21 protein-coding genes and 5 pseudogenes are annotated in these 24406 nt (G+C 50.0%); 22 read left to right on the forward strand and 4 right to left on the reverse strand.

Annotated elements, in window-relative coordinates; translation table 11 throughout:
- From JCM12539_RS07460 to JCM12539_RS07525, 14 genes are all read left to right on the forward strand, one after another.
- On the forward strand, positions 1 to 411 hold a 411-nt coding region (locus JCM12539_RS07460), incomplete at its 5' end, for a LysM peptidoglycan-binding domain-containing protein (RefSeq protein ID WP_156302132.1).
- Between the two features lie 245 nt (positions 412 to 656).
- Positions 657 to 821, forward strand: coding sequence for a type II toxin-antitoxin system HicA family toxin (locus tag JCM12539_RS15195; protein ID WP_225350296.1), 165 nt, complete (start codon positions 657 to 659; stop codon positions 819 to 821).
- A gap of 46 nt (positions 822 to 867) precedes the next feature.
- Positions 868 to 1152 carry a type II toxin-antitoxin system HicB family antitoxin gene (locus JCM12539_RS07470; protein ID WP_054650420.1) on the forward strand — a complete coding sequence of 95 codons (285 nt, stop codon included), beginning with the start codon at positions 868 to 870 and terminating at the stop codon, positions 1150 to 1152.
- Between the two features lie 10 nt (positions 1153 to 1162).
- Complete coding sequence (locus JCM12539_RS07475; protein WP_156302133.1) at positions 1163 to 1429, forward strand: hypothetical protein; 267 nt, start codon at positions 1163 to 1165, stop codon at positions 1427 to 1429.
- A gap of 45 nt (positions 1430 to 1474) precedes the next feature.
- Entirely contained in the window at positions 1475 to 1795 is a 321-nt protein-coding gene (locus tag JCM12539_RS07480) for a hypothetical protein (protein WP_054650424.1), read from the forward strand.
- 1375 nt (positions 1796 to 3170) lie between these two features.
- Complete coding sequence (locus JCM12539_RS15200) at positions 3171 to 3239, forward strand: prepilin-type N-terminal cleavage/methylation domain-containing protein (protein WP_082405407.1); 69 nt, start codon at positions 3171 to 3173, stop codon at positions 3237 to 3239.
- Positions 3236 to 3511 carry a hypothetical protein gene (locus JCM12539_RS07485; protein WP_054650426.1) on the forward strand — a complete coding sequence of 92 codons (276 nt, stop codon included), beginning with the start codon at positions 3236 to 3238 and terminating at the stop codon, positions 3509 to 3511. The genes JCM12539_RS15200 and JCM12539_RS07485 overlap by 4 nt, the downstream gene beginning before the upstream one ends.
- Positions 3512 to 3513: 2 nt before the next feature.
- Positions 3514 to 3678 carry a prepilin-type N-terminal cleavage/methylation domain-containing protein gene (locus JCM12539_RS12720; RefSeq protein ID WP_082405403.1) on the forward strand — a complete coding sequence of 55 codons (165 nt, stop codon included), beginning with the start codon at positions 3514 to 3516 and terminating at the stop codon, positions 3676 to 3678.
- 11 nt (positions 3679 to 3689) lie between these two features.
- Positions 3690 to 3965, forward strand: coding sequence for a hypothetical protein (locus JCM12539_RS07490; RefSeq protein WP_054650428.1), 276 nt, complete (start codon positions 3690 to 3692; stop codon positions 3963 to 3965).
- A gap of 282 nt (positions 3966 to 4247) precedes the next feature.
- Positions 4248 to 4679, forward strand: a complete 432-nt coding sequence (locus tag JCM12539_RS07500) for a prepilin-type N-terminal cleavage/methylation domain-containing protein (protein WP_054650432.1) — start codon at positions 4248 to 4250, stop codon at positions 4677 to 4679.
- 332 nt (positions 4680 to 5011) lie between these two features.
- A complete protein-coding gene (locus tag JCM12539_RS07510) occupies positions 5012 to 6031 on the forward strand; it encodes a class I SAM-dependent methyltransferase (RefSeq protein WP_054650436.1) in 1020 nt (339 codons plus the stop codon).
- Between the two features lie 5 nt (positions 6032 to 6036).
- Entirely contained in the window at positions 6037 to 7230 is a 1194-nt protein-coding gene (locus JCM12539_RS07515) for an acetate/propionate family kinase (RefSeq protein WP_054650438.1), read from the forward strand.
- A gap of 105 nt (positions 7231 to 7335) precedes the next feature.
- Positions 7336 to 7695, forward strand: a complete 360-nt coding sequence (locus tag JCM12539_RS07520; RefSeq protein WP_054650440.1) for a hypothetical protein — start codon at positions 7336 to 7338, stop codon at positions 7693 to 7695.
- Positions 7696 to 7936: 241 nt separating this feature from the next.
- Entirely contained in the window at positions 7937 to 9304 is a 1368-nt protein-coding gene (locus tag JCM12539_RS07525) for an amino acid permease (RefSeq protein ID WP_054650442.1), read from the forward strand.
- Between the two features lie 70 nt (positions 9305 to 9374).
- Here the strand turns inward: JCM12539_RS07525 and JCM12539_RS07530 are convergent, their stop codons facing one another.
- The 3 genes and pseudogenes from JCM12539_RS07530 to JCM12539_RS07540 all read right to left on the reverse strand — a co-directional run bounded on the left by JCM12539_RS07530 (position 9375) and on the right by JCM12539_RS07540 (position 13500).
- Positions 9375 to 9944 (reverse strand): hypothetical protein, encoded by a 570-nt coding sequence (locus JCM12539_RS07530; protein WP_054650444.1) that lies wholly within the window; start codon positions 9942 to 9944, stop codon positions 9375 to 9377.
- Between the two features lie 97 nt (positions 9945 to 10041).
- Positions 10042 to 10707, reverse strand: coding sequence for a hypothetical protein (locus JCM12539_RS07535; protein WP_054650446.1), 666 nt, complete (start codon positions 10705 to 10707; stop codon positions 10042 to 10044).
- Between the two features lie 532 nt (positions 10708 to 11239).
- Positions 11240 to 13500: pseudogene (locus JCM12539_RS07540) on the reverse strand (LTA synthase family protein).
- A 147-nt stretch (positions 13501 to 13647) separates the two neighbouring features.
- On the opposite strand from JCM12539_RS07540, the gene JCM12539_RS07545 reads away from it, so the two are divergent.
- Positions 13648 to 14283 carry a VanZ family protein gene (locus JCM12539_RS07545; protein WP_054650448.1) on the forward strand — a complete coding sequence of 212 codons (636 nt, stop codon included), beginning with the start codon at positions 13648 to 13650 and terminating at the stop codon, positions 14281 to 14283.
- A gap of 63 nt (positions 14284 to 14346) precedes the next feature.
- Here JCM12539_RS07545 and JCM12539_RS07550 read toward each other — a convergent pair.
- A pseudogene (locus JCM12539_RS07550) lies at positions 14347 to 15389 on the reverse strand (tagatose 1,6-diphosphate aldolase).
- A 384-nt stretch (positions 15390 to 15773) separates the two neighbouring features.
- Between JCM12539_RS07550 and JCM12539_RS07555 the strand changes: the two are divergent.
- From JCM12539_RS07555 to polA, 7 genes and pseudogenes are all read left to right on the forward strand, one after another.
- Positions 15774 to 16625 (forward strand): GRP family sugar transporter, encoded by an 852-nt coding sequence (locus JCM12539_RS07555; RefSeq protein WP_054650450.1) that lies wholly within the window; start codon positions 15774 to 15776, stop codon positions 16623 to 16625.
- A 165-nt stretch (positions 16626 to 16790) separates the two neighbouring features.
- Positions 16791 to 18129, forward strand: a pseudogene (locus JCM12539_RS07560) (glucose-6-phosphate isomerase).
- A 328-nt stretch (positions 18130 to 18457) separates the two neighbouring features.
- Positions 18458 to 19769: pseudogene (gene murC / locus JCM12539_RS07565) on the forward strand (UDP-N-acetylmuramate--L-alanine ligase).
- Positions 19770 to 19861: 92 nt separating this feature from the next.
- Positions 19862 to 20134, forward strand: a complete 273-nt coding sequence (locus JCM12539_RS14105; protein WP_225350294.1) for a hypothetical protein — start codon at positions 19862 to 19864, stop codon at positions 20132 to 20134.
- Positions 20106 to 20288: a hypothetical protein gene (locus JCM12539_RS15680; protein ID WP_500778462.1), complete on the forward strand. Its 183-nt coding sequence runs from the start codon at positions 20106 to 20108 to the stop codon at positions 20286 to 20288. The genes JCM12539_RS14105 and JCM12539_RS15680 overlap by 29 nt, the downstream gene beginning before the upstream one ends.
- 20 nt (positions 20289 to 20308) lie before the next feature.
- The gene (locus JCM12539_RS15685) at positions 20309 to 20563 is read left to right on the forward strand and encodes a Bax inhibitor-1 family protein (RefSeq protein WP_500778463.1); all 255 of its coding nucleotides are present in this window, start codon (positions 20309 to 20311) and stop codon (positions 20561 to 20563) included.
- Between the two features lie 1190 nt (positions 20564 to 21753).
- A pseudogene (polA, locus tag JCM12539_RS07575) lies at positions 21754 to 24377 on the forward strand (DNA polymerase I).
- Positions 24378 to 24406: the final 29 nt, after the last annotated feature.

Raw genomic sequence — 24406 nt, forward strand, 5'->3', positions numbered from 1 at the left:
GTCTCCGGCACGCGGGTACTGCTTGGCGGCATCATGAGCTGGGCTAACCGCAGTGATGTGGAGATTCTGGCGACGACCAGTGTGCCGTCAGTAAGCTCTGGCTCGACCTACACGGTTCAGTCGGGTGATAGTTGGTGGTCGATTGCTTACAAATATGGCATGAGCATGTATACTTTGGCTTCTAAGAACGGCAAGACTATCAACAGTGTTATTCATCCCGGAGACGTTCTCCGAGTATCTGGCACAAGCTATTCAAGCGTAGCAAGCCACACGTACTACACAGTCCGCTCTGGTGATAGCTTCTGGAGTATTGCCAGCAAGTACGGCATCAGTATTTACACACTGGCAGCCAACAACGGCAAATCAATCTATAGCCTGATCTATCCCGGCGAAAGTCTGTATATCCGGTAACAAAAAGTCCTCTGCTCGCTAACGCGGGTGGAGGACTTTTTGTGATGTTGCAAATTTAGTGGTGAACAAAGTTAACAAATTTGTTTACAATCAGTCAAAAGTGTTGTATTACGAAAATCAGAAGTATATGATGTTGACAGTGACATGGGTGACACTAAATGTGGTGCGGAGGAACTGACGTGAGTCAAATTGATAAGCTAGAGGTAAAAATAAGACGGAATCCGCGCCAAGTTACGTTTCGAGAAATGAGACGACTTTTAGAAAACTACGGATTTAAAGTTGTAAACGATACCGGTGGCAGTCACTTTATTGTATATAATCCTAGTCTTGATTACCCGATGAAGCCGCTTCCTGATCACGGGAAGGACCTTAAATCGTATCTTGTCAGATATTTTTTTAAATGCGATTGACGATTTGAAGAACTAAATAGTTTTTTTAAATAAGTGGGGGAACATCATGGAAAACAAAAGCTTAGATTATTATATAAATTTGAAATACAAAATTGATATCTCACCGATTGATGACGAAGGTGAAAATTACTACAGCGCTTCAATTCCGGAATTGCCAGGTCTTGAGGTTTTTGAAGATACTATCGAAGAGGCTTTGACCAGTCTTGAGGATGCTAAAAGGTCTTGGATCGCAGTAGCTTTAAAAAGAAATCTTCCAATACCTGAACCTGTTTTAATGAAGAAAGAATATTCAGGAAGAATAACGTTACGAACATCAAAAAAACTTGCATAGAGAGCTCGTTATGAATGCTGAACGAGAAAATGTTAGTTTGAATAGTTTTTTGAATGAGACATTACAAGTGGGACTGACTCAAAAGTCCACTAGTGAGGCGGTTAAGTCCGGCTTGCAAGTTGGTTTGTCAGTTTTTAAGGAAATGTTTCAAATATCGGCAAGTTTTATAAGCAATACAAGCTTTAACGATAAGGGTATCAAACCACTAAAAATACAAGGACCTATAAAAAAAGGCTACCAAAGTTATAGAAACAGAAAATACGTATTCAATAAATGACGTGAGTGCTAATGGCGTAACAATGACCGTATTGTGAGGTTAATAATGAGGATAGGTGTAGTAGACATTTCAATTCAGACACTTGAGTTTAGAACACAGCCATTTTTCAAAGAAGATGATCAAGTTAATGATGCTGGAAAATCAGTTCTGAAAATGGAACCAGCTACTAATAACAACATTTTTAAAGAACAAAAAGGGAAAAAGTTTATTAAGGGAACTGTCACAACAGATTATCGGACGCGTGAATTTGTTCTTTCAGGGACAATCGTTGGCAACTTCTTAGTTTCTGACGAGTTTTATAAGTATGTCGAAGATGAAAGTAATTCTCGAGAGATTACTGAAGAAAATAAAAAAATCGTCTACTGAAATAATGAGATTGTTAATTGATAAGTTTAGAGTTTATGTTGGTTTGCTTTCATCTGAGGCACGAGAAATTGCAACTTTTCCGGAGTTGAGCGAGAAACCCACCATAGACGGAGATAAAAAAATAATGTCGGCTTGACATTGAAAATAGGCCTCCTACCAGCAATGGCGGGAATTTTAGATAAGTATCTTGAGGCACACAGCCTCACACGCTATCGGCTAGCAAAAGATAGCGGCATCAGTCAAACGACCTGGTTTAACTTCAACTCACGGCCGCTAGAACGCTGGACGGTCAAGCAAGTGCGAGCGCTCGCGGCATGAACTGGCGTGGCATCAAGTACGGCGCTGCGCGAGCTGGAGGAGATTGATCGTGCCTTAGCGGGTATACCAGCAGCTACTAAGTTACGAAGAGCTGTATACACCGCGTACCACGCGAGCGATGGACTGACTCACTACCTAGCGGTGCGCGACAATGGCGCGGCACTGGGAGCATTCCGGTAACACAATTGCATGACTAAGTAACCTCACCCTGATGGGTGGGGCTTTTTTTTAATAATTTCGACATTTAATTTGAGCGGTGCTATAATCAAGTCGTTCGAACGAGTGTTTTCACACCTTCCAGCATGTTAACACTTTCGTTCCTACTCCTCTATACTCTTAGCAGAAATGCTAGGGGTATTTTGTTTAAAAACATATTATAAAATTGTATACGCATTAGTAAAACATGTGTATAATCAGTTCAGAGGCGTTGCTAAGACTCCAAATTATCTGTTCAACAACACTGTATGCAAGTTTAGGTACCGTCTAACGGGGGTTCTACTTCTTTTGTTCGTTTACGATTTGGTAGATATCAGACAACGCCTGTGGTTTTTATGCTGAAAATGCTTTTAACCACAAATTGCAAAGTCGGCAACGCCTCTTGGGGACTTCTCTACTGCACGTGGGAAGTCTCTTTTTATTGATTGGATCTTTAATTTGGTGTAATCTTTGTTTGTGGTCAGGGCGTAGCCACATATTCGGTCATGGTAGTATAATGCACCCCTCACAAACCACTCCCCAATGGTAAATATTACCCAAACAACGTCACTCAATTTATGCGCCCATACATATTTGTGTATGGTTTAATTTAGCGCTTGGTAGTATTAATTAAGCGAGGCTGTACTAATTAAAAATAGCGATACCGATATAGTCGGCGTCGCTGTTTTTGTGTAATCTCCATACAAAAGAAACGAGCTTTAGGGGGCAGTCGATTGGGCCACTTTTCCTGTGGATAACTAGGCAGGGCGGAGTAAATACGGAACAAGGACGTACAAAGTGCCATTTTGCGGCACTTGTACGTCCTTTTCGCTTTTATTCAAACATTGGGGGGAGTTATTAAATGCAAGTAAAATTAAAGCGTCAGCGTAAGGGATTTACGCTCATTGAGGTGTTGGCAGCGCTAGCGTGATTGTAATTTTGACGATTACGTTGATTGCGACCGTTAAGGGGCAAATGGACCACGCGGAAACCAAGAATGTTGCAACAATCGTGCGGAGTGTTAACGCGCAGTTGGCGGTGCAAACACCCGACTTGGAGAATGCTGGGGGTCTTAATTCACTAGGCGAGTTGCGGGACCAGGGTTTAATTAGTGCTGCTCAATACACGCAACTAGTGGATGCAGGTGTCAAAGTTGCGCAGACGGGTACTGACGTGGCTTTGAAGGCGCCGGCTGGTAAGTAGACATGCGGCGACGCCCGGGTTTTACCATGATTGAAGTGTTGATGGTGTTGGTTGTGGTAGCCACACTGGCCGTTTTTACCATTACGGTGGGACAGCGATGGGAACAGCGACGTGTTGAAGACGCCTTTTTTTTGAGCGTGTGCGGACTGAATGGCAGTATGAACTAGCGGCAGCTAAGGTGAATGGCAAAGCGGTGGTGGTCAACTGGGATGTACAAAATTATGTCGTCGAATTTTCAAACCCTAAACGGCCGCTGGTTGATACGACGGGCACCGTTCGGGTGGTAATTCCACGGACATTAGTAATTGGGGGTGGCTCGTTTCATTGGGATATTACCGCGAAAGGCAAAGTTACCCAACCCCATGAAACGATTTTGTCATCGACGGTTGGACCGCCGCATCGGGTTGCGATAGAAATGGAGTGGGGGCAATTAGATATTGGCACGGTCGATTAGCTGGTTCATTATTAGTGGAACACATCGCTGCCATTATGGTAATTGCTATGTGTGCACTTATGGTATCCGTGGTTGCACGAACGCACCGTGAGTTTGTACTAATCCCCCGGGATAGGGCGATGGCTGGCCGGGCGGCGATCAATTGCCTACGGGGTCATGCCGCAAATGGATTGATGAAGGAACGGAGTCAGTTGGGTATCGCGTACTATCAGGCAACGATACTAAATGACCATCAGGTGAAGGTGCAAAAGGATGGTACGACGGAGACGTGGACGTTTACGTATGGGCTTCACAATGGTTGAATGCTTGGCGGCTTTGGCAGTTCTGGCTGCGACGGTTTGTCTGTGGTCGCCACTAGTTCAAATTGCCAGCCACATGACGACCAAAGATGAAGAGATGGTTGAGCTACAAGCGGCACAACGGCAATTAGAACGCTATTGCACTGGGGGCAGTGTATCTGGTGAGGGGAACGACACCCTGGTGTTAGTGGATCAGGATGGGGTCAGAAGAACGATTGCACAGTATCATTCTCAAGCTAACGGGAACATTCTGCGGGTAGAAACCGATAACGGTGGCTACGTGCCGATATTAATGCACGCCCGCAAGTTACTCATTGATACTTTGGCAGACAATACCTGGGTCTATAAGGTGACCATGGACGATGGACTAACTTTTAGGGGGGTGTTGACCAATGGGCAGACGACATCAAGGTAGCGTGTTAGCGAGTGCACTACTAATCTTGTTGGTAATCGGTGCGATGACTTTTTGGATGGTGCCGCAAATGTTGCGTTGGCGCACACAATACGAGTTAGAGGAGCGTGCCAACCGTAACGCGTTAAATAATTGGGTTCGGCTGGATAAAGTTACAGAATCGTCAAAACGTGGCGCTATCACGGAAAAACAGCCATTGGGGCAATGAAAGTTTGTCTTGGTATTAGTAAGCGCTAATGTCAACATTACGGAAATAACGCCGTGATAGCCTTGAAAACCACGTCCTACACCGGTAAGATTAGTGTAGTAAATTTACCGATAGGGAGTGTGTCTGAGTGGCCAATGAGCACATGGAAGAACTGTACAATGCGATGAGCATGGCCAGTTCCACATTACAACGGAATATCGACGGTTCAATGTTAACGGCGCTGACTGAGGTGGCTGAGGACTTACATGCTGGAGATATCCACCATGAGGACGGTCTTCCAGATGCTGAAACGACGGCCCGCCTACAGGAACTATTGTCGCCACTATGGGCGGAGCAATATCAACCAGAAGAAATACGGCAGGCTATCCAGCTAGTATTAGTGAAAGTTATGCAGTTTGACGCCACTGAACCCAACAAGCAGGTTACACCTGATGCGTTGGCAACCCTGGCTACTTACCTAACCACACTCATGCTGCCACAACAGCCACAGGAACTTGCCGTAGCTGACTTGGCAGTGGGCACAGGTAACCTGCTCTTTGCAGTGATTAATGCGTTGCAGGAACAGACCGGAGCGCGCGTTCACGGATATGGTGTGGATAATGATGAGGATGTACTGGCGTTAGCAGGCGTGAGCGCCACTCTCCAGGGGACTGATGTTGATTTGTACCATCAGGATGCGCTGGATACACTAGTGTTTGGTCAAGTGGACGTTGTGGTGTCAGATTTACCCGTGGGTTATTATCCGCTGGATGAACGCGCTGCAGGATTTGAACTGGCGGCCAAGTCTGGTCATTCATATGCCCATCACTTGCTCATTGAACAGGCATTGCGGCAGTTAAAGCCGGGGGGACTAGGGATGTTCTACGTTCCGGCGAACGTCTTCAAAACGGATGAGTCGGCAACATTGACTCAGTGGCTGACTAAGCACGCCTTTTTCCAAGGCTTGTTGACGTTGCCAGAGTCTATGTTTAGTAGTCCGGATGCCCAAAAGTCCTTGCTTTTCCTACAGAAACCTGGGGCTGGAGCACGGCAAGCAACCCAAGTGTTGTTGGGTGAATTTCCGCAACTTGATAATTCAGAAGGGCTTAAACAGTTCGTCAGTGCAGTGCAGTCGTGGTACCAAGCAAACATTCAACTAGGAGACTAATACCAGTGGTTAAAATTCTTGCAGTCAATGCCGGTAGTTCAACGCTTAAGTGGAAATTGTTCGCAATGCCAGAAGAACGGGTGATTGCCCGTGGACTGGTGGACAATCTGGGTTTACCGGGCACTACCTTCACCGTTAAGTACGGTGATGGTCAGCAACTTGTCGAGGAAGAAGATATCCAGAGTGTTGACGTGGCCGTGGATAAGTTAATCCACGAGCTGAAACACCTGCACATTATTGAGGACTACCATGAAATTGGCGGTGTTGGTCACCGGGTCGTTGCTGGTGGGGAGACGTTTAAGGCTTCAAGCGTAATTGGCCCAAAGGAACTGGACCAAATCGAGGCACTGTCTGAACTAGCACCGTTGCACAATCCACCTGAAGCAAAGGGCATTCGGGCCTTCATGCAGGTGCTACCAGATACACCAGAGGTGGGGGTTTTCGACACTGCGTACCATACAACTATTCCCGAGATGAATTACCTGTACAGCATTCCGATGCAGTACTACCGTGATTTTGGCCTCCGGAAGTACGGTGCACACGGAACGAGCATTCGTTACGTGGTGACACACACCGCGAAAATGTTGCACAAACCCATGTCTGAATTGAACCTGATTGTCATGCACATGGGTAGTGGTGTTTCGGTGACCGCCGTTAAGAACGGTGCGAGCTACGACACCTCCATGGGGTACACTCCTGTTTCAGGGGTCACCATGAGTACGCGCAGTGGGGATGTTGATCCTTCACTGGTTGCCATGTTGATGAAGAAGTTGCAATTAACTGATCCGGATGATGTGATTAAAATTTTGAACACCGAATCCGGCGTCTTTGGAATTTCGGAACTTTCTCCGGATATGCGCAAAGTTGAAGAGACGCGCACAACGCGGCACCAGTCGCAACTGGCCATCGATATATTTGTGAACCGGATGGTGAAGTACGTGGCCGGCTACATTACCGAGCTGGGCCACGTTGACGGGTTGGTCTTCACTGCTGGCATGGGTGAAGGAGACGGTGCTATGCGACAACGTATTATTGATGGCTTACGCGTTTTTGGGGTGCGGATGCACGAGGATCGCAACAATGATGTGCGACCTGAGGACACGGATTTAACCGCTGATGGCTCGACGATGAAAGTACTATTGTTGCCTACCGATGAAGAACTAATGATTGCGCGGGACGTAATGGAGCTGACTAAATGAGCTGGTTAAGTTGGTTTTATTTGGCGGTATTGATACTGGCTGATAACGACAGTAGTTGTTGACGGTTCAATCAAAATTGCGGCACGGACACGCTGGGTACGGACAGTGCTCCTGCTAGTTGTCGCGGTTGTGGCCGCGGTTGTTACTTGGGGCACCGCACAAACGGTGGATACTCAGGTTCTGGGTTGGTTCGTCGCGGGGATGTGTTTATTGTTTGCGTGCTGGCGTAGGGGCTTAGCCTTTTGGGCAGTGATTGCCGGACTGGGGTCAGTGCGTGTGTGGGGAGCGATTAGCAAAGTTGAAATTCGTCCCACTCGCGTTGAGGGTCGTAACGAACTATGGACTTACGTAGGCAGCATCAAGGTCAGCCGCTTGGTATTTGACCGCGATGTCAGCGACCTGCGTGATTACCTCCTGAATCATTTATCTGAGCGCCAGGTAACGGTAATAACGGGAACAAATTAATCGAAGTTGTACGAATAGGGGAAGCGGGCATGAGTAATTGCCGGCTTCTTTTTCGATGGTCGAATATCTGGCGGGTGGCCCAACCCAAAACGTAATTTGCTTATTTGTTGCCCATTATTCATCATGATATCTAAATACATGAATTTAGTTCATCAATCGCTGATGAGGTTTCATTACACTTTACTGGGTGGCGGAGTGGTGCTTCGGTATACTGAAAGGGTTAATAACTGGAGGTATCGTTTTGCAATCAACTGAAAAGAATAACGTGCACATGGCGCGTGATCTGAAAAACCGGCACGTGCAGCTCATTGCCCTAGGCGGGACAATTGGGACGGGGTTATTTCTTGGCGCGGGACAGACCATCCATCAGGCTGGGCCGGCAATATTGTTGGCCTATATTGTGACCGGATTGGTTTGCTTTTTGATGATGCGCGCACTGGGCGAATTATTACTGAGCGATACTACTAAGCACAATTTTATTGATTTTATTTCCGAATACTTGGGTGTTAAAACTGGTAAGGTCATTGGCTGGGTTTACTGGGTTTGCTGGATTGCGGTTGCGATCGCTGAAATTACCGCGGTGGGGCTCTACGTCAAGTACTGGATTCCCGGGTCACCACAGTGGGTGTCAGGACTGATTACGTTAGTTCTGCTACTATGCCTCAACCTAATTAGTGTCGGTGCGTTTGGTGAAACTGAGTTTTGGTTTGCACTCATTAAGGTCGTAGCGATCGTTATTCTAATTGTTGTGGGGCTAGTATTAATCTTCCTGCACGTCAAAACGCGGGAAGGTAACGCATCCTTTAGCAACCTAACCGCGTTTGGCGGCTTCTTTGCCCAAGGTGCTGGCGGCTTTTTCTCGTCGTTCCAAATGGTGGTGTTCAGCTTTGTGGGTATCGAAATGGTGGGGCTCACCGCTTCCGAAACGGCTGATCCCCATCACGTTATTCCGAAGGCCATCAACGAAATTCCGGTACGGGTGATTCTATTCTACGTGGGCGCGCTACTCGTAATTATGTCCGTATTCCCGTGGAGTGCGGTCTCTACCAGTTCCAGTCCGTTTGTGCAGGTGTTTGATAATGCTGGCATCTCTGCTGGTGGCGATATTATTAACTTCGTGGTGCTTGTGGCTGCTGCTAGTGCCTGCAACTCTAGCCTTTATTCGACGGGACGTCTACTCTTTGGGATGGGCGTGACCGGGAAGCACCCAGTACTACGTTATTTTGGCCGTTTGAATCACCGGCAGGTTCCGGCGCGGGCCATTGCTGCTAGTGCCGGTATGATTGCTTTGGGTGTCATTTTGAACATTATCATTCCGGCGTCAATTTTCACTGCTGCTTCCTCTGCCGCAACGACGTGCTTCTTATTTGTGTGGGGGGCACTCGTGCTGACCCATCTACGCTATCGCCGGGCCAATCCCCAAGGGCATGAATTCCGCTTGCCGGGGGCGCCGTTCACTGATTATTTAGTTTTGGTATTTCTGATTATGGTGTTTGTAGTAATGGCCTGGTTACCTTCAACTAGAGCCGCATTGATAGTTGCCGTGGCCTTTGTCCTGGTTGTATGCGTATTGACTGGCGTTTGGCGCCGGGATCGTCACGTTGAATAAAAAAAATTGTGGAATCAAAAAAAAGGCTTCCTCCCCGTACCGTACTTGATCGGTATCAGGAGGAAGCTTTTTACGTGGGTGAACCTTGTTTTAGTCGGTTAGTAACCATTATCTCGGGAGCTTCGGTCAGGGAGTGGCCGGCAGTTGCGGCCAGGTCCGCGTTGGTTGTGATAATAATTAGGCTGACTGCCTGCTCAGTGCAGGCGGCTTTGGCGACGGAGAGGAAGGCGCGAATTTCGGGTCCGCTCAGACGGTCGAGTACGGTGCCGGTCACAATTATTTGTTTGCCGGCCAAAATTTCGCGGAACAGCTGCACGATTAGTATATCGATTCCGTGGAGTTCGGAAGACTGTTGATTTAAAAAGGAACTGTTGCGCATCTGTCGGGGTAGTACGTTCAAATTGTGTTCGTTGCCATTCAGGAAGAGGTTCGAACGTACAGGGAGGTACGGTACTAAGCTACTCTCAGCGGCGATGACGCCGGCGCGTTTGGCCCAACCTGCATCGTTGAGGGCACGGACATATTGGTGAAAGGTGCTAAATGCAGCCGTCAGTGTTGATTGACTGACAAAGTAGACACCGGGGCGGTCAAAAATTGGGTTTAGTTTGGTTGCTTTAATTTTGCGGGTGTTAAAGAGCATGCTGTTACCCCCTTTGCTTAGTTAAGGTGGCTACGTACCGTGCGGGCCTGGGCCATCATAACAATTAAATTGACAATTACGACGGCGCTAATCGCCGCTACGCCGACTGTGGCAAAGCAACAACGGTGTTGGGTATCTGGCTACTCATCCCGGAGTCCCCGAACAGTAGGGATTGGGGGTTGAAGTCGGTCATGCGTTTGCTCATCATTGTTTTGATACCCTGCAGCATCTCCTGGTGTTGCGTGCCTCGGGGCTGACCAATGGCGTGGGCAAAGATGAACTGGTTGGCTTTGGCCCACCAGTGACTAACCGTTGCGCTGAATAAACTCACGATGACGGATACTATCGTAAAGCCAACGGTGGCGCTGATGCCACCCTCTAAGGCGGTTTGGCTGGCGATGTCGAATGGCTGCTTGCCGGCCCCAATGTACGCAGCCGTTTCTGCTTGCTGGCGGCGGACGAAGATTGCAGCGATGACGATTAGCAATATTAGGTAAATCAAAGTTGCCGCTGCAAACGCGATGTTGTAGTAGTCGGCCTGAGTGGAGTGCGCACGCAACACCGCACTGGTAACGCCGCTAGTGTTGCTACCGGGCAACTCTGCAATCCGCTGACTAAAGTTGGTGGCGTTGGACATCGTGTTGGCAGCGTTAGTGCGGAGGAATAAACCGATTATGGAGTATACCGCCGTCAGCGCCGCAATTAAAATGTTCATTTTACGGTGGTACCGGAGTCCCATAATTGTTCGTTCCATGAACCGCATCAATCATCACCTCTTTATCTAATATTATAGTGACCGATTTTGAACAATGTATGAATTTCTGTGTGCTCATTAATGAATATCCGGTTAATTATGTTATTCGTGTTTGCAATACGACCATCACGGCGGCGCTAAAAACTGTTTGTTGCCCGATGTTGACATATTTAACCAGTCCGACATCTACGGCGCGTTCCGGTCAGAATATGCAATTGTTTGTGCATATTGAATGTGTCTGCCAAGCGGCGCGTTGGGATGGGGACACTTGCGCTCCAGTTTCTAACCGCGGGGCTCCGCTCTCTTAAACGAGCTCCACAGCCCAGAAAGCGACGTATAAGAAAGCCCAGACAAGCATCCAAGTGCAGGATTCTCGTCCGGGCTTCCTTATACTCTGCTTACTAAACGGGCTGCTCCGCTCTCTTAAACGAGCTGCGCCCCGCAGAAACTTGCACGTAACCCGCTACGACAATGAAGCCAGGCCCGGGCTTCACCGCCGTAGCAAGTTACGCTCCAGTTTCTAACCGCGGGGCTCCGCTCTCTAGTTACTACTATCGCTTTCTAAAATTGAACTATCACTAGTTGCGGAAGTACTGCTGCTGGATGAACTGACGCTACTACCAGTTGAATTAGTCTGCTTTTGGACGGCAGCCGGGAACTTCGTGATGTACGATTCGTGGCCGTCCAATTCAGGGGCATCCGTCTTGTAGTCCGACGTAGTACTTTGATCATTATTTTCCGTGTACATTGACGTGCTGGCCGAACCCCTATTTTGTTCCAGTTGGAGAACTTGTTGCAAACTCGTTGTAAAGTCGATTGACTTAGAGTTCACCGGGGTGAAGCCAGCCGGTGTGTAGAACCGGAGCAGGTTTTGCTGGTTCAACCGGTCGGATAGCCGTAGCTCCTTGTTAACTTTCTTCTGGTCGCGGTTAAGCCGAGCCGTGGTTTCTGCCGACAGGTTGTCAGCAACCGCACCGGTACTGTTATCGTAAACCTGGCCGTTGATGACGGTATAGCGTTGCGTGACAAAGTCGCGGTCGCGGAACGCCACTAACTGTTGATGTTGGGTCGAAAGTAGGTCCTGCCCGAATTCAACGTAGGATTTGGTATCAATACCGAGTAGGTGGAGTAAGGTTGGCAGCACGTCTACTTCGCCACCATACGTATGGTTGACCCCGCCTTTCAGCCCCTTCATGTTAATGATCAAGGGCACGCGTTGCATTTGGGCGTCATCAAATGACGTCCAATCACTGGTGTTCTTACCCAGTAGTGGTGCGACGGCCTTGTTACGTTCATTGCTGAGACCATAGTGGTCACCGTACATCATAATAATGGAGTTATCATATAACCCGCTCTTCTTGAGGTAAGTGAAAAATTCCTTCAGGGCCGCGTCCAGGTAGTGGGCAGTTTTGAAGTAGTTATTCACTGTGGTGTCGTCCGTCCCAGCGTCCGGGAAGTCGGAATCTTCGTCGGTAATGGTGTACGGAATGTGGTTGCTGGTGGTAATGATCTTGGAGTAGAACGGCTGCTGCAAGTGCTCAAGGTACTTGGTGCTTTCGGCCAGCATGAGTTTGTCCTTGATCCATACTGGGTGTTCATGTCCGCACTATGGTAGTAGTAGTCGCCGGAAAAGAAGTAGTTATAACCTAGACTCTTGTACGTGTTGTCGCGGTTCCAGAACGAACCGGAACCACCGTGCATGACGGCGGTACTGTAGCCGGCAGTTTGGTTCAGAATCGCCGGTGCGGCCTGGAATGTATTGTCGGTGCCCAGGGTAGCAAAGAGGGAACCAGTCGATAGTCCAAACGTGCTGGTTTCCAGCATGTTTTCCGCATCACTGGTCTTACCTTGCCCGACCTGGTTGAAGAAATTATCAAAGCTGAGGGTGTTGTCGTCCTTAACGAGCGAGTTCAGGAAGGGGGTGACTTCCTGACCGTCAATCTTCATCCCCAGTAAGAATTGTTGAAAACTTTCAAGGTGAATGACGATGAGGTTCTTACCCTTAGCTGCGCCGTAATAAGTTGCGTTTGGACTGGCATAATGACTTTGTGTGTAACTTAGAATCTTATCCATGCTGGCACTATCAGCCTGGCTCCGGACCTGGTTAGTGCGTACCGTCTTCATAGCGTCATACACCGTGAATGGTCCGAGGCCCAGATATTTCACGATGTAGGTGCGATCAAAGGTGCGCGTTAACAGCTGTGGGCGATTGGCTTCACTGAGAGCCATGGTCACCATGAAGATGGCCAAGCCGATGACGGTGGTAGCCAGTGGCCGGTGGTAGGCGACCGGACGGCGGTCCATCTGACAACCGAAGTGGGGCCAAATCAGTTGCTGATGGTTGACGAAGCGCATGATGTTGAGCAGGCCATACACCAGGTAGCTGACCAGGATGATTATGAAGTCGCCAAAGTAGACTAAGTCTAGTGGTCGCAACGACAGGCTACCTGCCGTGAGCCCCTGAACCGACTTTGTGGACCCTAACATGGTGTTAATGGTCATGAAGTCGGTGAATTCACGGTAGTAGAGGATATTCGCGATTAGTAACACACACAACAGTATGTAAATGACGCTAGCAGTAATGTAGGCACGCTTGGGTTTGCGAATATACATCCCCAACCCAATGAGCACGATGCTGGTACCGAGTGGATTGATGGCTAGGAGCAAGTATTGTAGCGGGTCCTCAGCCCCCAAATTAAATTCAAATACGTACGCTAACAGGGTCTTGGCACATAGAAGGAAGACCAGGATGGTGAAAAATCCCCACCTTGAGGTACGCAATTGTTTTAGCCTGTATTTCAACGTCGTGACCGCCTTTCAGAGTATCGTAATCATTTTACCCCGAGTGGCAAAGGCGGGGCAAACGGTACCGAAATTACTATCCTTTTCTCAATATTTAAGGGGGCAGGGGTGAACGTTCTGGTAAAATATGGGGTGGGAGGTGACGTCATGCTGTTTTTAGGCCCGTTTTATAGTTGGATTGCCGGCAGGATGGCGTCCACAGTGAATCATTGGCCACTCATACGACTGATTGTTTATAGTGTAGATAAAACGATTCTTTACGCCCTGATTTTTATTGCGTTGCGGATTATTTGGCTGCTGTTTAAACGCGACCGACCACGTTGGTCGCATGAATTGGCCTTACTGGTTTTCGTAACCTACTTAATTTTATTGTTAGCACTAACTGTTTTTCGCGGGGCGCACCTTTATTACCCCTGGGATATTCATCCTGATTGGGGACGGAGTACCAACGTGATTAATCTGCGCCCACTGGCAGGTAGCCTGCAACTATTTCACGCAACGAGTCGACTAGACTTTTATTACCAAACTATCGGCAATGTCCTCTGGTTCATGCCGCTAGGGTTGCTTTGGCCGATGCTCGGCCGGTGGGGTCACCGGTGGTTCGGTACGGCAGTGTTCAGCCTGGCATTATCACTGTCGATTGAGTGCTGGCAGTTTTTACTGGCTACTGGCATTGCCGATATTGATGATGTCATCTTCAACTTTGTTGGCGGTATGGTGGGGTACGCAGTATACCAGCTACTCCGCGGGGCAATTAGAATGTTTAGACATACACGGACGTAAAAAAACGCGGCATCCCGTTTGTGGGATGCCGTGTTTTTGGTTGGGCTTATGCTTGCGTATTAGTTAGTCGGCCTGGTCGACAACTTCGATGTTGTCCAAGCCACCGTAAACATCATACCAAGGAGTAGCGTACTTGGCGAGGATTTCGTTAAGCTCTTCAACGTTGCCCTTACCAGTCGTGTCCAACCATTCCTTCAGTGCATCACGTCCGCCGTCCGCGAAGACCTGGATGCCGTCGCGCCAAGTTGCACGGCCACAGAGAATACCAGAGAACTTGGTTCCAGCAGCACCGGCAAAGTTCAATTCTTCACGGAACGTCTTGGTTGGTACACCAGCAGACAGGTAGATGAATGGCTTCGTAGCAATGTCGTTAGCTTCCTTGAAGTAACCGGCAGCTTCTTCTTCGGTGTAGGCTGGTTCAACGCCATCAGCGGTGTGACCAGCAACAAAGTCCCAGTTAACTGGCACTTCAGCCTTGATAACATCAACACCGTACTTGTCCTGAGTGAATTCCTTCATGGCATCCAGTACTAGACGTGGCTTTGCCAGGGCGTATTCACGGCTCTTTGCATCAGGAATGGAGTCGGTGTAGGTGACCAGTTCCAAGAAGAACGGTAGGTCAGCACCCTTAGCTTCATTAGCCAGGCGTTCAACGAAGGCCTTCTTGACGTCGTTAATCTCGTCCTTGTCCTGTGGATCGTAGTAAACCAAGACTTTGGCTGCGTCAGCGCCTTGGCCTTTAAACGGGTGAGGCTTTCGTCCTTCAACAGTTCTGGGAAGCGACCAACAGTGTCAGCATCGTAGCCGGTCTTTTCGTATGAAAGAATCAGGCCGGATGATGGGTCCTTGCTCTTCATACCCTTAAAACCAAGTTCTTCATCAATCAAGATGGAAGATGCGTACTTCGTCAGTTCGGAAGAAACCAGTTCCTTGAACTCGTAAATCTGGTCCAAGCTGTATTCCTTGCCGGCCTTTTCGTCGGCAGCAGCCATCATCTTCTTCATCGACCCACGCTGGTCGATAGCCAGAGCGGCAATGACGCCACCCTTGTTAGATAATTGCTGCATCTTGTCGAACTTACCACGTGTCAAAAGCTTTTTAGCCATGTGCAAAACCCTCCAGAGATCCAAAAGTGTAGTAATCGGTAACACGGTCATTGTACAAAAGAAATCGCTGACATTCAAGCGTTTTCATAATGCGTGAGTCTGTGGTTGCGAGTTACATATTAATTTCAAGAAAATGAATTTATGAAAACGTAAACGCAACAAGGCCTTTCATTAGTTTTCAGGTGTTTAATTGCCGATTGGCACCAATTGGCACTTGCATGAAAGCGCATTTTCCGATAGTATGTTTACTCGGGTTGCAGCGCGTAATATTCGCGGTGGTGTCACTAGCTAGGACGGACCAACCATCCGCCCATTTTTTTATTGGCTTGGCGGATTACATCATCCAACCACACTACACCGAACGAGAAAGAGGAAACACACATCATGGCAATTATCATCGCACTGATTCCGGCATTGGCCTGGGGATCAATCGGGCTGGTGAGCGGGAAGCTCGGCGGTAACGCGTACCAGCAGACATTGGGGATGACCATTGGGGCACTGGTATTTGGTTTTGGCACGTGGGTATTCATGCAGCCAAGCATTACTAGTGCTACCTGGCTTTTTGGGATTATTTCCGGACTACTTTGGGCACTGGGTCAGGGATTCCAGTTCCGTTCTATGCAACAAGTGGGTGTGTCCACTGCCGTGCCGATTTCGACGGGGATGCAATTGGTCGCCAACGCTTTGGCTGGCGCCTTGTTGTTCCACGAATGGCACAGCGGGCGCGACGTCACTTTGGGAATTATCGCCGTTGGTATTTTAGTAATCGGCGCCGCGCTGACCTCGCGCAAAGAAAAGTCGGAAGCGGCTGCGCCTAACCATATGGGCAAAGGTATCCAAAGCTTGCTGATCTCGACGATTGGCTACGCGGGCTATACGGTTGTGTATACGGCTGCCGGCCTGGACGCGGCGGCCGTGGTGTTGCCGCAAGCTGTCGGCATGTTGTTAGGCGCCATCGTGCTGTCGTTTGGTCATGAAGTACTAACCAAGGCCACGGCCAAAAACGTGGCTACCGGTCTGTTGTGGGGCGTGGGTAACTTATTCATGCTGATGGCAACGAAGTCCGTCGGTTTAGCAATTGCGTTCTCCATGTCACAGATGGGGATTGTCATTTCCACCTTTGGCGGGATTTTCTTGCTGGGTGAAGAAAAGACGCGCAAGGAGATGGTTTACGTGACCGTGGGTAGCCTGCTCGTTATTCTGGGTGGTGTGGTCCTAGGGGTCATGAAGGCCTAACTGCCGTTAAAATCACTACTATAAATACGCGTGTAATATGCACGTGCAAGACGTCATCACTGTGGTGGCGTTTTTTTTGCGGGTAACGTGCTTGTGAGCCCTTGCAATTTAGGGATATTACGGATAGAGTTATTCATGGTTTAGTACACAATAGGAGGATTTAACATGGCTCACATTTCATTTGATTCGTCGAAGCTGGGCAAGTTCGTGCACGATAACGAATTGTCCGAAATGCAGGCGTTGGTAACGGCTGCTGACTCTGAATTACGTAACGGTACGGGTGCCGGTAACGACTTCCGCGGTTTCTTGGACTTGCCAGTTGCTTACGACAAGGACGAGTTTAGCCGTATCAAGCAGGCGGCTGCCAAGGTACAAAAGGACTCTGAAGTCTTTGTTGCCATTGGTATTGGTGGCTCTTACTTGGGTGCACGTGCGGCCATTGATTTTCTGAGCCACACGTTCCGGAACGCTGACCCAGCCCGCAAGCTGCCAGAAGTCTACTTTGCTGGTAACTCCATTAGCTCAACTTACTTGGCTGACCTGCTGGACATCATTGGCGACCGTGACTTCTCCCTGAACATCATCAGCAAGTCCGGTACGACGACAGAACCTTCAATTGCTTTCCGTGTCTTGAAGGCAAAGCTGATCGAGAAGTACGGCAAGGCCGAAGCTGCTAAGCGCATCTACGCAACGACTGATCGCGCCAAGGGTGCCCTGAAGACGGAATCCGACGCTGAAGGTTACGAAGAGTTTGTCGTTCCTGATGACTTGGGTGGTCGCTTCTCCGTGCTGTCCGCTGTCGGCTTGCTGCCAATCGCCGTTGCCGGTTACGACATTGACGCCTTGATGCAGGGTGCTGCTGATGGTCGCGAAGCATACAGTAGCGCTGACCTGAAGGAAAACGAAGCGTACCAGTACGCCGCTTTGCGTAACATCTTGTACCGCAAGGGTTACACGACTGAATTGCTTGAAAACTACGAACCAACTCCAGTACTTTGGCGAATGGTGGAAGCAATTGATGGGTGAATCCGAAGGTAAGGACCAGAAGGGCATTTACCCATCTTCCGCTAACTTCACTACGGACCTGCACAGTTTGGGCCAGTACATCCAGGAAGGCCGCCGGAACCTGATGGAAACCGTTGTTTGGGTTGAACAACCTAAGCGCGACATCAACATTCCTGCCGAGGCCGACAACCTTGATGGCTTGAAGTACCTCGAAGGCCGCACCATGGCTGAAGTTAACCGTAAAGCCTACGAAGGTGTCGTTCTGGCCCACACTGATGGTGGTGTGCCAGTGATGACCGTATCCATCCCCAAGCAGGATGAATACACGCTGGGCTACATGATCTACTTCTTTGAAGCCGCTGTGGCCGTATCTGGTTACCTGAACGGAATCAACCCATTCAACCAGCCAGGTGTTGAAGCGTACAAGAGCAACATGTTTGCCCTTCTTGGCCGTCCCGGCTACGAAGAACAGACTAAGGAACTGAACGACCGGCTGTAATGGCGCGGTAGTCGCTCTGACTATATTGACAACGTCCTTCTCTAGAGAGGGACGTTTTTTTTGTTTGGCGTTGGATTGGTTACTGGACGCAACTTTACGTGCAATTTTGTTCACCTTAACGCGTAAAAAGTTCACGTCTTGCTTCCGGGCGCCACGGTGGCCGGCGCACCCGGTTTGCTCGCCTTTTTCGGTTGGACATGTTGCTTTCGATACTCGTCCCGGCGCGGCGCCTGTGCTATCATAGAATGCAAGGTGTCGTTTACCAACGACGCGGTAACCTACATAGTTGCTCCGGGCCAAAGCGGGGCATGGAAAAGAGATTGAGCGTATGACTGAAACTGACTACTTTATTGGTATTAAGGGCTCCGGTATGAGCTCACTGGCATTGATTTTGCACGATTTGGGTCATCAGGTACTGGGCAGCGACATTACCCAGTACACTTTTACCCAGAAGGGCCTGGAGGCTGCGGGAATTGAAACGCTGCCTTTTGATCCAGCTAACCTGAAGGCGGGGTACACCGTAATTCTGGGAAATAGTTTTACGGATGAGCACCCCGAAGTCGTGCGGGCCAAGGAACTTGGCTTGCCGATTTACCGTTACCACGAATACCTGGGCAAGCTGATTGGCGATTATACTAGCATTGGCGTCGCGGGTGCCCACGGTAAGACGAGTACCACCGGTTTACTGGCACACACGTTAGGCGGCATTGCCAAAACTAGTTACCTGATTGGCGATGGCAGTGGTAAGGGGATTCCGGACTCGAAGTTCTTCGTGTTTGAAGCCGATGAGTACCGTCGTCACTTCCTGGCTTACCACCCTGACTACATCATCATGACGAACATCGACTTTGACCACCCGGACTATTACACGGGGATCGAGGACGTCTACGATGCGTTTGAAACGGAGGCCAAGCAGGTCAAAAAGGCCATCTTTGCCTGGGGCGATGACCAGTGGCTTCGCCGACTCGATGTTGACGTGCCGGTGTACTACTACGGGCTGAAAGATAGCGACGACTTCATTGCGCGCAACGTGCAACGGGGGCCAGCAGGTTCCGAATTCGATGCCTACCACAAAGATGAACTGATTGGTCATTTCAAAGTTGCTTTGTATGGTGAACACGCCGTGCTGAACTCTTTGGCCGTGGTGGCGGTGGCCTACACTGAACACCTGTCAGCGACCTGATTGCCCGTGAATTGGCCACCTTTGATGGGGTTAAGCGGCGGTTCTCCGAAACTGACGTGGCTGACATGACCGTCATTGATGATTATGCACACCACCCAAGCGAGATTAAGGCGACCCTAGATGCAGCCCGGCAGAAATTTCCGGATAAGGAAATTGTTGCGGTATTCCAGCCGCACACCTTTAGCCGGACCATTGCGTACCTGGACGAATTTGCTGAAATCTTGGGCACGGCGGACCACGCCTTCATTACTCCTATATTCAGTTCAGCCCGCGAGAAGAGCGGTAGCGTCAGTGCAGAGGATTTAGCGGCCAAGATTGACGGCGGTAAGGTGTTACAGTTGGACAACATGCAGCCGCTTGTTGACTTCCACGACGCGTCCTTGTTTTCATGGGCGCAGGGGATGTGCAGAAGTACGAAAAGGCCTACACTGATGCGCTGACCGCAAATCGGTCTTAAGTACCATTGGGTATGACGTGGATTCATGTTACAATATTTTTCAAAGATAGAATTATTGGTACGGTAACGTATCGATGAAAGGATTTGATGATATGCAAGAACGTCGTGCCGTCAATGAGTCGGGGTTATCCCAGTTCTTTGGTCGGGTTTACGGAGTCATGGGTGGGGGGATGGTCGTTACGGCGGCCGTTACTTACCTGTTGGGTTATGTCTTCCGCCAGCAGTACTTTAACTTCATTGCCTCCAATACCATTGTGTTTTACGTAATGACCTTCATGCCAATAATTTTTGTGATTCTTGGTAGTACTGGTCGGTCGATGGCGCACGCGTCGAGCGTTGGTATTCTTCCTGCTACTAGCTGCTAGTGAAGGATTTACCCTCGCGGTAATCATGTCCCTGTACAGCGGGACTACGGTGATTGCGGCGCTACTGACGACAGCGGTGGTCTTTGGCACCATGGCGATGGTGGGGATTTTTGGCAAAAAGGATCTTAGCCGTGCCGGGTCAATTGCTACATGAGCTTGTTCGGGATTATATTGATGAGTTTGGTCAACATGTTCCTGCGTTCAAGCGGAATGGCAATGCTGATTAACTACGCGATTCTGGCAATTTTCATTGTGCTGGTTGCGTACGATAATCAAACCCTGAAGCGTTTATACGCGCAGGCAGATGCCCAGGGTATGAGTTCGATTAACGCTTTGGCCGTTTCTGGGGCCGTATCGTTATACCTGGACTTCTTGAACCTGTTCATCGCGATTTTACAAATCTTTGGGATGGGTTCGGACCGCAACTAGTCCAACTAACTAAACTGTTATGCACTAGCAACTTCACAAGATGGAGTGGCTGGTGCTTTTTATTTGTCTGAGCAATAATTTGGCGATTCTGGAGGTACTGGATTGGTGGCGGTTCTGACCGGCGGGGGTGCCGTGGTGTTCTACGACTTTGTGGACCACTCCACGGTGACCGCTGCTAGGGCGAAACCTCCAACCGTAAAAACCGCGGTTTCCGGTGCGACTTAGAGCCTGGCTGCCAAATGCGGGTAGCCAGGCTCTAAGTTCGTCGCGCTGTACATCGCCTGCAAATGAGGCTCTCGGACTGCTACGCCATTCCTGCGAGAAGCACGTACTAAGCGCTGAAGCGCTAACTGCGTGCGTTCCCTAACAGTGGTCACCGTTCCGGGTCCAGTCGTCTCCGCACCCCACGGCACTCCCACCGGGCAGAACCACGCTGCGAACGAATCTATGAATGACTTGCTCGGCCTCAAACGTCAGCACCACACTAGTCAGACAGCGGTACACAATCGCCGGTATGCTTACAAGGCAGCATACGCCAAAACTCAGCTGGTAAAACCTGCCAGAGGGAACTTATTTGCATACTTGCGGTAAAAATGAAGACTGTACAGATAACCAACGCGGCCGGATAAAAGTATGGGGTACGGTTTCGGACCCCTGTGATTAGATAGTACGAAATATCGGTCACCCGTGGGTGGGTTTTGGAACGGAGGCGTCATGTCTGGAGACGGAGCTGGTACAGTAGCGTGGGGCCGCGTCGGTTGGATTGGGGAGCGGAGGCGTGTGGGGTCGGAATGGTAACACTGCCGGGGTGCAACGTTCTTACGGCTTTAGCCGTTAGAACGCGACGACTTCTGAGACTGACCGGTGGGTTTCCGGGCAGGCTCAGAATCGCACCGGAAACTCACCCGATCTTGGTGAGTTGGAGGTTTCGCCCTAGCAGTGGATTACCATGGAGTACCCCACAGAAGCCGCAGCTCCCCAATCCGACCGATGCTGCCGTCAACCACTACCGTATCAATCACGGCGCAGGGCACGAAAGCCGCAGCTCACCGGTCGGCCGACGCCGCCGCTAACGAACACGTTACGCCGCTTCCACGCGTAGCCCTATTAGCGGGGCGCCGCTTTTGGTACAATGTTATTAGTTAAGAAACTCGTGCTGGCAAAGGAGTGCACACCGTGGCAAAAAAAATATTTTATTAATCGATGGTAATTCAATTACGTTTCGGGCCTTCTACGCAACCTATACTTCGTTAGATCGCTTCACTAATAGCGATGGGGTGCACACCAACGCCATTCTGGGTGTGAACAATATGTTGGATAACCTGTTGGCTAGCCAGGATTTCGATAAAATCTTGGTGGCTTTTGATGCCGGCAGCAAAACCTTCCGCACCGCCAAGTATGATGACTACAAGCTGGACGCCAAAAGACACCCGATGAATTGCTGGAGCAGTTGCCGCTGGTCAAAGAAATGTTGGAAGGCCACGGCATTGTGCACTATGAACTCGCGAACTACGAGGCCGACGACATTATCGGCACGTTGGCCCGCGAGGCTGACCAGCAGGGGGACCAGGTGCTGGTGGTGACCGGTGACCGTGATTTGACGCAGCTTGCTACGGACCGGGTGACGGTGGCCGTTACCAAGAAGGGTGTGACCGAGCTCGAAGAGTATACGCCAGCATACGTTCAGGAAAAGCTGGGTGTGACACCCCGTCAAATTATTGACCTGAAGGGTTTAATGGGTGACACCTCGGATAACTATCCGGGGGTAACCAAAGTCGGCGAGAAAACCGCCATCAAGTTAGTACAGCAGTTTGGTTCGGTGGAAGACCTATACGCACACATTAACGACCTGAAGGCCAGCAAGATGAAGAAACACCTGGTTGAGGATCATGACCAGGCAATCATGAGTAAGGATCTGGCCACTATTCGCCAGGATGCCCCAATTACGATCGGGCTTGATGACATTAACTTTGCGGGCCCTGACTACGAGCAGTTGCGTGCTTTCTACCAACGCATGGATATGCGTCAGGCTTTGAAGCGTATGGGTGCGCAGGGGGCCGCCCCGGCCACGCAGGTGGAATACACTGAACTCGCGGCGGAGAACTTAGACGCCGCGATGCGGTTAAAGGCCCCGGTGGCTTTCGAACTGGAAATGTTGACGGATAATTACCACACCGCGCAGGTGGAAGGTTTTGTCGTTGCCGATGAGCACCATACCTTTGTATCAACCGATACCTCGTTACTGCAGGACATGGAATTTGCCTTGTGGTTGGGCGATGCGTCGCGTCAACTCACAGTTTTCGATGCCAAGCGCAACCTGGTCGCCGGCCGACACCTCGGTTTGGACCTGCACCCCGACTTTGACGCGTTACTCGCATCCTACTTGCTGAACCCCGATGAAAACAGTAATGACTTAGGCCAACTAGCTCGGCAGCATAATTACGATGCCCTGCCGGCAGATGAGGACGTGTACGGCAAAGGCGCGAAACTACACGTGCCGGATCACGATGAATTTTGTAACCACATGGCGCAAAAGGGTGCCGCGTTGCTTGCGCTGCGTCCGCGCCTAACTACGGAGCTCGCTGATCAGGACGAAACGCAGTTGTTCACCGACCTGGAGTTGCCCCTAGCGCGGGTGCTGGGCGATATGGAGTATACCGGAATTAGCCTGGATACTAACATCCTGGCGGAGATGGGTAAGCAACTGACCGGGTCAATGTCCGTCCTGGAACAGCAGATTTACGCCGATGCTGGGCAGGAATTTAACCTTAATTCCCCTAAGCAATTGGGGGTAGTACTGTTCGAGGATTTGGGACTACCAGTCGTTAAGAAAACTAAGACTGGTTACTCAACCAGTGTTTCGGTGCTGGAACAGCTGCGCACCGCGCACCCCATTATTCAAAAAATTCTGGATTACCGTAAAATTAGCAAGATTCAATCAACGTACGTGGTCGGCCTTCAAGAGGCGGTGCACGCCGACGGGAAGATTCATACCCGTTACCTACAGACACTAACGCAGACCGGCCGTTTGAGCTCCGTCGACCCCAACATGCAGAACATTCCGGCCCGGGGCGACGGTAAGCAGGTGCGCCACGCCTTTGTCCCTAGTCATCCCGACTGGGAACTTTTCAGCGCCGACTACTCGCAGATTGAACTACGCGTGCTCGCGCACATTTCTGGCGACGCCAACATGCAGGAAGCGTTCAAAGAGGACCGCGATATCCATGCGAACACCGCCATGAAGATTTTTAACCTCACGAGTGCCGACCAGGTCACCCCGGATATGCGCCGTCAAGCCAAGGCCGTTAACTTTGGTATTGTTTACGGCATCAGCGACTTTGGGTTGGCCCAGAACATCGGTATTACGCGGCAACAGGCTAAGGACTTCATTGCGGGCTACTTTGAACAGTACCCGCAAGTGCACGAATACATGGAACGCATGGTGGCCACCGCGCGCGAGCAGGGCTATGTAGAAACGCTGCTCCACCGGCGGCGCTACCTGCACGACATCCACAGCCGTAACTTTAACCTGCGCAGCTTTGCAGAACGTACCGCTATGAACACCCCCATCCAGGGTAGTGCAGCTGACATTATCAAAGTGGCGATGGTACGGATGCCCGCCGCGGTGAGTGCGGCACACCTGCAGGCCCGTATGCTACTCCAAGTGCATGACGAACTGATCTTTGAGGCGCCTGCTAGCGAGATGGACCGTTTGCGGACGGTGGTTGCAGGCGTGATGGACGCTGCCGTCAAGCTGGACGTACCGCTGAAAGTGGAAACTAATCACGGGCAGACGTGGTTTGACGCCAAGTAGCACGTACTACAGAACGAAAGAGGGATACA

This window comes from Lacticaseibacillus pantheris DSM 15945 = JCM 12539 = NBRC 106106 (assembly GCF_001311175.1).
Classification (GTDB): Bacteria; Bacillota; Bacilli; order Lactobacillales; family Lactobacillaceae; genus Lacticaseibacillus; species Lacticaseibacillus pantheris.

What these genes read in the sequence shown, in the direction of transcription:
- JCM12539_RS15195 (WP_225350296.1), top strand. Translation starts at nt 657, where the DNA reads ATGAGACGACTTTTAGAAAACTACGGATTTAAAGTTGTAAACGATACC.
- JCM12539_RS07470 (WP_054650420.1), top strand. Translation starts at nt 868, where the DNA reads ATGGAAAACAAAAGCTTAGATTATTATATAAATTTGAAATACAAAATT.
- JCM12539_RS07475 (WP_156302133.1), top strand. Translation starts at nt 1,163, where the DNA reads ATGAATGCTGAACGAGAAAATGTTAGTTTGAATAGTTTTTTGAATGAG.
- JCM12539_RS07480 (WP_054650424.1), top strand. Translation starts at nt 1,475, where the DNA reads ATGAGGATAGGTGTAGTAGACATTTCAATTCAGACACTTGAGTTTAGA.
- JCM12539_RS12720 (WP_082405403.1), top strand. Translation starts at nt 3,514, where the DNA reads ATGCGGCGACGCCCGGGTTTTACCATGATTGAAGTGTTGATGGTGTTG.
- JCM12539_RS07500 (WP_054650432.1), top strand. Translation starts at nt 4,248, where the DNA reads ATGGGCTTCACAATGGTTGAATGCTTGGCGGCTTTGGCAGTTCTGGCT.
- JCM12539_RS07530 (WP_054650444.1), bottom strand. Translation starts at nt 9,944, where the DNA reads ATGCTCTTTAACACCCGCAAAATTAAAGCAACCAAACTAAACCCAATT.
- JCM12539_RS07535 (WP_054650446.1), bottom strand. Translation starts at nt 10,707, where the DNA reads ATGCGGTTCATGGAACGAACAATTATGGGACTCCGGTACCACCGTAAA.
- JCM12539_RS07545 (WP_054650448.1), top strand. Translation starts at nt 13,648, where the DNA reads ATGCTGTTTTTAGGCCCGTTTTATAGTTGGATTGCCGGCAGGATGGCG.
- JCM12539_RS07555 (WP_054650450.1), top strand. Translation starts at nt 15,774, where the DNA reads ATGGCAATTATCATCGCACTGATTCCGGCATTGGCCTGGGGATCAATC.
- JCM12539_RS14105 (WP_225350294.1), top strand. Translation starts at nt 19,862, where the DNA reads ATGCAAGAACGTCGTGCCGTCAATGAGTCGGGGTTATCCCAGTTCTTT.
- JCM12539_RS15685 (WP_500778463.1), top strand. Translation starts at nt 20,309, where the DNA reads ATGAGTTTGGTCAACATGTTCCTGCGTTCAAGCGGAATGGCAATGCTG.